The sequence below is a fragment of the Azospirillum sp. Sh1 genome, from assembly GCF_008365135.1.
In the GTDB taxonomy this organism is placed as follows: Bacteria; Pseudomonadota; Alphaproteobacteria; order Azospirillales; family Azospirillaceae; genus Azospirillum; species Azospirillum oryzae.
In genome coordinates, this window is record NZ_VTTK01000077.1 from 1 (window position 1) to 5,484 (window position 5,484).

The window sequence follows — 5,484 nt, forward strand, 5'->3', positions numbered from 1 at the left end:
CATGATTTGTGCTCACCAGGCCAGCTCACCCGCCGGCCATAGTGGCGGATGCTACATAAGTCCGCTGTTTTCCCGCCCGTCCTATGTCGTCACCCCTGACCGTCGAAAACGCCGTGAAGCGGGCATGCCGCTTCCTGTGTGAACTTTCGTCCCCCTCCAAGTCCCAGGGAGGCCGCGCGCGGTTCATTCATCGACGAATGGCCAATGGAACGGGACGTGGGCGTGTTGCACACTGGCCTCATGACGGCGACACGCAGACAGCCACTGGTTTCCCTGGTACTGATGGGCATTCCATTGCTTGTCATCGGCATCTTGACCTTCCAAGCGAGCGAGGCCGACCGCATCGTGCTGCGGGCGGAACAGGCCGACGCTGCCACCGCTCGCCTGCGTCTTGTCAGCGATGCCGCCCGGTCTTCGGTCGAACGACAGGCCGCCGAAGCCGTCGCCCGGGTTGCCTCGACGCTGTCATCCGCGTCCGACCCCATATCCGCCCTGCGCAATCTGATCTTGGCCCAGAACATGGGGTTTGCCCTGGTGGAAGAGGGCGGCCATCGGCTGTTTCCTTCCGAAGACAACCCCGAACCGCTGCTGGAAAAGCGCAAGCTGCACAGCCTGCTGGGCGCCTTGGCCGGGGTGCGGGCGGACACGGCCGTGTCTGCCGGGGGACAAGGCTGGGCCTGGGTGGCGGACGAGGATGGCCGCGCCCTTCTGCATTGCCGGCGCCAGTTGCCGGACCGGCTGCTCTGCGTGGTGCTTGCCGCCGCCGCGGTCGATCAGGCCGTTCGCGCCGCCCTGGATGCCGACCCCGGACAATCGGATCTCTGGGATCTGAGCCTGACCGATGCCGCCGGCGCGCCGGTCTGGCCGGAGGCCGGGATCGGCGAAGAGCCGGCCCTCGCGGCGGCGCGCCTTGATGTTCCGTTGCGCGGCTGGCAAGCGGAAGCCCGCCGCCGCAACGGAGCGGACCCCGGCGCCGGCCGCTGGCCCATGTTGATGGCGATCATCGCGCCCTTGCTGGCAAGCTGGGTGAGCCTGGGCTGGGTCGTTCACCGCGCGCAGCGGATGAGGTTGGAGGAAGGCCGGCGGCGCATGGAAATCGCCGCCCAGGTGTCCCACGACCTGCGCACGCCTCTCGCCAATCTTCACCTTTACGCTCTTCTCATCGCGCGCAAGGCCGAAGATCCCGCCTCGATCCGGAACTATTGCCGCATTGTCGAGGAGGAAATCACCCGTCTCAGCCTGTTGGCCGACAACGCGGTGGCCATCGCCAAAGGCGGTGCGGCGGAACTGACCGATCACGGCACCGCCCGGCCCGCGGAACTGGTGTCCTCCATACTGGCCCGTCTGCGCCCTTTGCTCGACGGAGCGGGATGCACCCCTGCCGTCCGGTTGGGAGCGACGGGATCCGTCGTCTTCAACCGCGCGGCTTTTGAACGAATCGTCACCAACCTTCTCGACAACGCCCGCAAATACGCTGCCGGAAGCCCCATCGACATCGCCACCTGGGTGGAGGGCAACCGCTTGATGGTGTCGGTGCGCGATCACGGCCCCGGCATTCCGCCGGCCGCGGCGGAACGCGCGTTCACACCGTGGCAGCAGGAGAGCGGATCCGGCTTCGGCCTGGGGCTGGCGACCATCCGGCGCCTTGCCCGCGCCAACGGCGGCGATGCGCGGATCGAGAACGCCGCCCCCGGCACGCGCGCCACCGCCTGGCTTCGTTGCGCCCCGGCCCCTGGCACGGACGGAGAGGAGCCGCCATGCACATCCTGATCGCCGACGACGACATCAACCTGCGTCGGGGGCTCGCCGACCTCCTGGAACTTGAAGGCTTCGACTGCTCGGTCGCCGGAGACGGGGCGGCCGCGTTGGCGGCCTTCCGGGCCCGGCGGCCGGACTTCTGCATTCTGGACATCATGATGCCCTGTATGGACGGGCTCGAACTGTGCCGCGTCCTGCGCCGCGAGGACGATCGGGTTCCCATCCTGCTGCTGACGGCCCGCGACCAGGAAATCGACCGGGTCATCGGCCTGGAAATCGGCGCGGACGATTACGTTTCCAAACCGTATGGCATCCGCGAACTGGTGGCGCGCATCCGGGCGATCCAACGCCGTTGCGGCGGTTCCGCATCTCCCGGGCGGCCTGTCGAAAGCATGGGACGGTTCCGCATGGACGATCTGGATGTCGATCCCAAGGCTCTGCGGGCTTTCCGCGGTGACCGGCGCATCGACCTGACGCGGCGCGACGTGGCCATCCTGAGCGTGTTGCATGCGCGCATGGGCGAGGCGGTCAGCCGCAACGACCTGTACGATCTGTGCTGGGGCCGGGACTACCTACCCAACAGCCATTCCCTCGATCAATATGTGTCCGCCCTGCGCCGCAAGATCGAACGGGATGCCGGCGCGCCGCGCATCATCCGGTCCGTCTACGGCGTCGGCTACCGTCACGATCCCGATGCTGATTGATTTCTGAAAATCTTCTGCGCCCGACCTGACCCTTCCGGCCCCGGCCCCTGGCAGACTTGCCCGTGTCGCCGATCAGAAGGAAGGTCCGGGTCATGCTTTCTCTCCCCCCTCATGTCCATTCCGGCGACCTGGCCGCCGAGCCCCTGGCGCCGGGGGCGTTGTCCGCCGGCTTCGCGGCGCTGCTGGCCGCGCCGCTCCCCGGCCTTGCCGCCTTTGACGGGTTCGCCCTGGCCGAAGCCGACCTGCCCTGGGCCAAGCAACTTCCGGCCGCCGCCGCCGGGCAGGCGGTCACGTTCCTGCTGGCCGGGCGATGGCACGTCGCCCGCGAACACGACGTCTGGGTCGAGCCGGGTGTCGCCTTTCACGCCCGGATCGCCGGCCGCGGCCCGCTTTACAATCCCATGTTCAACACCGGCACCCTGATCGCTCCCCATGACGGCCCGGTTGAAATCGCGCGGGCGGTCAGCGAATGGGCCGACGAAGACGGCCGCCTGTTCACGCCGGTGGACAGCTATGTCCAGGGCGAGGGGCGTATCGAGGGCATCGCTCTGTTCTGGCAGGGAGATCCGCTGATGGGGCTGCAAGCTCTTGCTGCCCGCGGCGATGTCGGCGGCCTTGTCGCCGCCGAAATCGCCCGGCTGCAATTCGCCCCCTCCGTACCGGCCGGCTGGCGCTATTACCACCAGTTCGGCGATGGCGGCATCTTCTCCGCGCATGGAGACGAGATCTGCTGCCACACCCACAAAAACGTGGGCGTGCTGCAACGGGACGTGTCCCTGCCGCTGGAGGCCGGCGCGACCATCGACTGGCGATGGATCGTCGAGGAATTGCCCGCCGACGTGCCCGAGGATCAAGCGCTCACTCACGATTACCTGTCGATCGCCGTCGAATTCGACGATGGCCGCGACATCACCTACATGTGGAGCGCCGGCCTGCCCGTGGGGACGGTGTTTCCCTGCCCTTTGCCGTTCTGGACGGCCATCGAAACGCACATGGTGGCCCGCAGCGGCGTTGCCGAACTGGGCCGATGGCTGCCCGAAAGCCGCAACCTTTTCGAAGACTACAAGGCCCACATCGGCGGCAACGCCACGCGGATCACGCGCGTCTGGATGATTGCCAACAGCGTCTTCCTGCGCGGTTCGGGGTCCTGCCGCTACGCCGGCATCCGGATCCGCGGCAACGGCTGGCACGAGACATTGCTTTGAACGAAGGAGGACACCGCATGCGCACCCTGCTTGCCGTAACCCTGGCCGTCACCCTGTTCCTCCCGATCGCGGCCACGGCGTCGGAGTTCGAGAGGAGCGAGGATGACAGCGCCTTCGGCGACTTGACCATCGATTATTACCGCGACGTCGTTCGCCGCTATCCCGAACGTCTGGGCCTTTATTGCTGGGTCGGCTATGAGACCTATAAAAGCGGCGATTTTCAACAGGCGAAGGAGGTGTTCGAAACCTGCGCCGAGCGCAACCATGCCCAATCCATGATCTTTCTATCGCAAATCTATACGGACGGGTTGGGTGTGCCACGCGACCCTGCCATTGCGGCGCGGTGGATGCTTCGAGCAGCGGAAACCGGTTACGCCGCCGCCCAATACGACTATGGTTTGACTCTCCTGCGCGGTGACGGCATCCCCTGCGACCTGGACGCTGGAAAGGAGTGGATCCGCAAGGCAGCCGTGCAGGGCGATGTCAATGCGCGTGAACTGGCTGCCGCTGGTTTTGACCTTTCAGTAATTCCGGCCGCCGAACGGTCCACACCGTCGTCCAACTGAACCGACGTTGGTGCAAAGAAGTCGGGCTTGGTGACGGTGGGGGAGTACGCCATGGAAACCGTGGCGTTTGTGAAGCGGAAAAGCGGCTTGATGGGGTCACTACACGAAAGTGCGCAGATTGTCCGGGATGTGGGAACACGTTGAGAACGTGGATATCCCGCCGGGCCGGCTTGTCATAACGCCCGGTGTCTGTTTTAAGATTGCGGAGATTTTCCCGCATTGGCTGTGGTTTCCCGCTTGCGCGGTGCCGCGCGGCGCGACGGTGGGCACCGCAGCGGCGGCCGACGCGCATGAGGGCGGCGTGGGCCGCTCTCGGAAAAGTGAGTTTCTGGAATGGATGGAGTGTTTGCACATGCCATGGTCGTTTGAAGCTGCCCGTATCGTGCTGGTGATCGCTTTGGGTCTATCCGCCGCCACGACGTGGCATCTTTTTACAGTCGTTCCGTTCGGCTTGCTGACGATGCTGTCCCAGCACAATCCCCATGATCCCGGCGGTGCTCTGCCGGTTGCCATCTCGGCCTTTGCCACGGGAGCTGTTGCCGTGGCGTTGGCCCTGCTCGGGGTGATGAAGCGCCAGCTGATGGCGTGGTGACGATCATCGGAGCGGGGGCCGATCCGGCCGACCAGCCGTAAGGGGAGGGGCAGGCATGGTGTCGGTCAAGACCGAGCAGATGATGGTGCGGTTCCGGCCGGAGGTGCGCGCCCTGCTGGCCGAGCTGGCGGCGGCGGACAGCCGCTCGATGGCGGGGGAGCTGGAGGCGCTGATCCGGGCGGAGGCCCGGTGCCGGGGGCTGGCCGATGGGGACGGCGGCGGGGCGGGCTGGCCGCCCCTACCGCGCCGTCCTGGGCGGTTGCAGAAGTGCATGTTCCATAATCGCTGTTCGGCGCCCGGGTTGTGCCCGGTCAAGCCCCTGATCCAGTTCGCTTTCGCGTGGCAGTGGAAGTTATGCGGCACCCGCTGGGCCGCCTCAGATCAACATCTTGTGGACGATCCGCTTCCAGCCGGCCCCTGAAGGTTGAAACCCGGCTTGTCCGGACTGAATCGGCAAAGCGAACCTCGGTCAGTGCGGGTGCGCCTGCGTTCTCACCGTGTTCTCATACCGGCTCACGCCTGAACTGACTCTCGGGTCGCAGGGGATTCCCAAATTATAGCGAGCATGATTCACTGAAGCTTCACCGGGAGTGGGGGTGAGCATGTCGGCAAGCCTGAAGATCGCGGACGGGTTGACGGCGGCGGACCTGCGGCTCTGG

The 5,484-nt window shown here is 66.1% G+C and carries 6 protein-coding genes; all 6 read left to right on the forward strand.

What is annotated here, in order from left to right; translation table 11 throughout:
• Positions 1–204 precede the first annotated feature (204 nt).
• A complete protein-coding gene (locus tag FZ029_RS32555; protein ID WP_149274320.1) occupies positions 205–1,770 on the forward strand; it encodes an ATP-binding protein in 1,566 nt (521 codons plus the stop codon).
• Positions 1,758–2,462 (forward strand): response regulator transcription factor, encoded by a 705-nt coding sequence (locus tag FZ029_RS32560; RefSeq protein ID WP_149274322.1) that lies wholly within the window; start codon positions 1,758–1,760, stop codon positions 2,460–2,462. Before FZ029_RS32555 ends, FZ029_RS32560 begins: the two co-directional genes overlap by 13 nt.
• A gap of 62 nt (positions 2,463–2,524) precedes the next feature.
• Positions 2,525–3,667, forward strand: a complete 1,143-nt coding sequence (locus FZ029_RS32565; RefSeq protein ID WP_211104286.1) for a DUF3047 domain-containing protein — start codon at positions 2,525–2,527, stop codon at positions 3,665–3,667.
• Positions 3,668–3,684: 17 nt separating this feature from the next.
• Entirely contained in the window at positions 3,685–4,233 is a 549-nt protein-coding gene (locus FZ029_RS32570) for a tetratricopeptide repeat protein (RefSeq protein ID WP_149274324.1), read from the forward strand.
• 148 nt (positions 4,234–4,381) lie between these two features.
• On the forward strand, positions 4,382–4,825 hold the full coding sequence (locus tag FZ029_RS32575) for a hypothetical protein (RefSeq protein WP_211104287.1): 444 nt from the start codon (positions 4,382–4,384) through the stop codon (positions 4,823–4,825).
• A 55-nt stretch (positions 4,826–4,880) separates the two neighbouring features.
• Positions 4,881–5,246, forward strand: a complete 366-nt coding sequence (locus FZ029_RS32580; RefSeq protein ID WP_149274328.1) for a hypothetical protein — start codon at positions 4,881–4,883, stop codon at positions 5,244–5,246.
• The last annotated feature ends 238 nt before the right edge of the window (positions 5,247–5,484 follow it).

Bases quoted from the DNA above. Each gene is read 5' to 3' on its own strand.
- FZ029_RS32580 (WP_149274328.1), top strand. From the start codon at position 4,881: ATGGTGTCGGTCAAGACCGAGCAGATGATGGTGCGGTTCCGGCCGGAG.
- FZ029_RS32560 (WP_149274322.1), top strand. From the start codon at position 1,758: ATGCACATCCTGATCGCCGACGACGACATCAACCTGCGTCGGGGGCTC.
- FZ029_RS32570 (WP_149274324.1), top strand. From the start codon at position 3,685: ATGCGCACCCTGCTTGCCGTAACCCTGGCCGTCACCCTGTTCCTCCCG.
- FZ029_RS32555 (WP_149274320.1), top strand. From the start codon at position 205: ATGGAACGGGACGTGGGCGTGTTGCACACTGGCCTCATGACGGCGACA.